Annotated in this window: 1 protein-coding gene; it reads left to right on the forward strand. The window is 74.1% G+C overall.

Going from position 1 to position 3,105, the window contains the following annotated elements; genetic code table 11:
* On the forward strand, positions 1 to 3,105 hold a 3,105-nt coding region (locus MCM47_RS39625; RefSeq protein ID WP_238951705.1), incomplete at both ends, for an amino acid adenylation domain-containing protein.

Genomic DNA, 3,105 nt, shown 5'->3' on the forward strand with positions numbered 1-3,105 from the left:
GCACCCCCCTCCACACCCAACTCACCCACTGGACCAACCACCTCACCAACCTCCCCGACACCATCCCCCTCCCCACCGACCACCCCCGACCCACCAACCCCACCCACCAGGCCCGCACCCACACCACCCACACCCACCCCACCACCCACCACCAACTCACCACCCACGCCCACACCCACCACGCCACCCTCTTCCACACCCTCCACGCCGCCCTCGCCACCCTCCTCACCCGCAACGGCGCCGGCACCGACCTCCCCATCGGCACCCCCACCGCCGGCCGCACCCACCCCCACCTCGACCACCTCATCGGCTTCTTCGTCAACACCCTCGTCCTGCGCACCGACACCACCGGCAACCCCACCCACACCCAACTCCTCCACCACACCCGCGACCTCAACCTCACCGCCCTCACCCACCAGGACCTCCCCTTCGAACGCCTCGTAGAAGCCCTCAACCCCACCCGCACCCCCCACCACCACCCCCTCTTCCAAACCATCCTCACCCTCAACAACACCACCGAGGCGAGCAGCCGACTCGACTCCCCGCACGTCGAGTTCGAGAGCGCTGCCAAGTTCGACCTGTCCTTCTCGGTGACCGAGCACCGCACCGCCGACGGCGCGCCCGACGGCCTCACCGTCACCATCGAGTACGCCGCCGACCTCTTCGAACCCGCCACCGTCGAACGCCTCGCCGACCAGTTCCAGCGCATCCTGCGCAGCGCCGCCGAACACCCCGACACCCCCATCCACGACATCGACCTGCTGGGCGACGCCGGACGCGCCGAGCTCACCGCACTGGCCGCCGGCGACGTCCACCCGCTGCCCGCCGCCGCCCTGCCGGAGCTGTTCGCCGCCCAGGTCGCCCGCACCCCCGACGCCACCGCCGTCACCTGCGGCACCGACGCCCTCAGCTACACCGAACTCGACACCGCCGCCGACCGCCTCGCCCGCCACCTCACCGCGCTGGGCGCGGGTGCGGAGAGCCGGGTCGCGGTGCTCCAGCAGCGCTCGACCGCGCTGGTGGTCAGCACGCTGGCCGTGGTGCGGGCGGGCAGCGCGTACGTGCCGCTGTCCGAGAGCTGGCCGGCCGAGCGGATGGAGCTGGTGCTCGCCGACACCGGCGCCGATCTGCTGCTGGTCGACGCAGCCACCCGCGACCTGCCGTTCGTCCGGGCCGGCGCGGCGGCCGGCGTCCGGGTGGTGGACGTGTCGGCCCCGCTGCCGGACGCCCCCGCCCGCGCCGTCCCGGCACGCCCCTTCCCGGCCGTCCAGCCGGAACGGCTCGCCTACGTGATGTACACCTCCGGCTCCACCGGTACGCCCAAGGGCGTCGCCGTCACCCACGCGGACGTGGCCGCGCTGGCCGCCGACCACTGGTGGCGGCAGGACGGCCACCACCGGCGGGTGCTGTTCCACTCCCCGCACGCCTTCGACGCGGCCACCTACGAACTGTGGGTGCCGCTGCTGAGCGGCGGCCAGGTCGTGGTGGCACCGGCCGGCGACCTGGACGCCGAGCGGATCGGGCGGCTGGTCGCCGAGCACCGGATCACCGCCCTCTGGCTGACCGCCGGCCTCTTCCGGCTGCTCGCCGAGGACGCGCCGGAGAGCCTGGCCGGGGTGCGCGAGGTGCTCACCGGCGGCGACGTCGTCCCGGCGGCCGCGGTGCGCCGGGTGCTCGACGTCCACCCGGAGCTACGGGTGGTCGACGGCTACGGCCCCACCGAGACCACCGTCTTCGCCACCCGGCACCCCATGGCCGCCGGGGACGAGCTCGGCAGCACCGTTCCGATCGGGCGCCCCCTGGACAACATGCGGGTCCAGGTGCTGGATGCCGGGCTGCGGCGGGTGCCGGTCGGGGTGCCGGGCGAGCTGTTCATCGCCGGCGCCGGCCTGGCCCGCGGCTACCTCGGCCGTCCGGGCGCGACGGCCGAACGCTTCCTGCCCGACCCGTTCGGCGGGCCCGGCTCACGGATGTACCGCACCGGCGACCTCGGCCGCTGGAACGCTCAGGGCACCCTCGACTTCCTGGGCCGCACCGACGACCAGATCAAGCTCCGCGGCTTCCGCATCGAACCCGCCGAGATCGAGGCCCACTTCACCGGCCGAGCCGACATCGCCCAGGCCGCCGTGCTGCTCCGCGAGGACAACCCGGGGGATCAGCGCCTGGTGGCCTACCTCGTGCCGGCCGGTGGCGCCGTCCCGGACCCGGCCGAACTCCGTGCCACCGCCGCGGTCCGGCTGCCGGCCTACCTGGTGCCCTCCGCCGTCGTCCTGCTCGACACCCTGCCGCTCACCCCCAACGGCAAGCTCGACCGCCGCGCCCTGCCCGCGCCCGCCACCACGACCGGCGGGACCGGCCGCGCACCCCGCACCCCCCGCGAGGAGGTCCTCTGCGGCCTCTTCGCCACCACCCTCGGCACCGGCACCGTCGGCATCGACGACAACTTCTTCGACCTCGGCGGCCACTCCCTGCTGGCGATGCGCCTGGTCGCGGCCGTCCGCACCGAGCTGGACGCCGAGGTGGGGGTGCGCGACCTCTTCGAGGCGCCGACCGTCGCCGCCCTCGCCGAGCGCCTGGAGCAGGCCCGGCCCGCGACCGCCCTGCCGCCGCTGGTGCGGGCGGAGCGGCCGGAGCGCATCCCGCTCTCGTCCGCGCAGTCCCGGCTCTGGTTCCTCAACCGGATGGAGGAGACCGAGCGCGCCTCCTACAACATCCCGGTGGTGCTGCGGTTGAGCGAGGCCGTGGACACCGCCGCCCTCCAGGCCGCCCTGGACGACGTCGTCGAACGCCACGAGACCCTGCGCACCCTCTTCCCCGAAACCGACGGCGAACCCCACCAGGACATCCGCCCCGCCACCCCCCACCTCATCCCCCTCCACACCCTCGACGCCACCGACGAAACCGACGCCCACACCCACATCACCACCCTCGCCACCACCCCCTTCGACCTCACCACCCAACTCCCCCTGCGCGCCACCCTCCTCACCCTCGCCCCCGACCACCACCTCCTCACCCTCGTCCTCCACCACATCGCCGGCGACGGCTGGTCCATGCAACCCCTCACCCACGACCTCACCACCGCCTACCACGCCCACACCACCGGCC

Origin of the sequence: Kitasatospora sp. A2-31 (genome assembly GCF_022288725.1) — a bacterium.
GTDB lineage: Bacteria > Actinomycetota > Actinomycetes > Streptomycetales > Streptomycetaceae > Kitasatospora.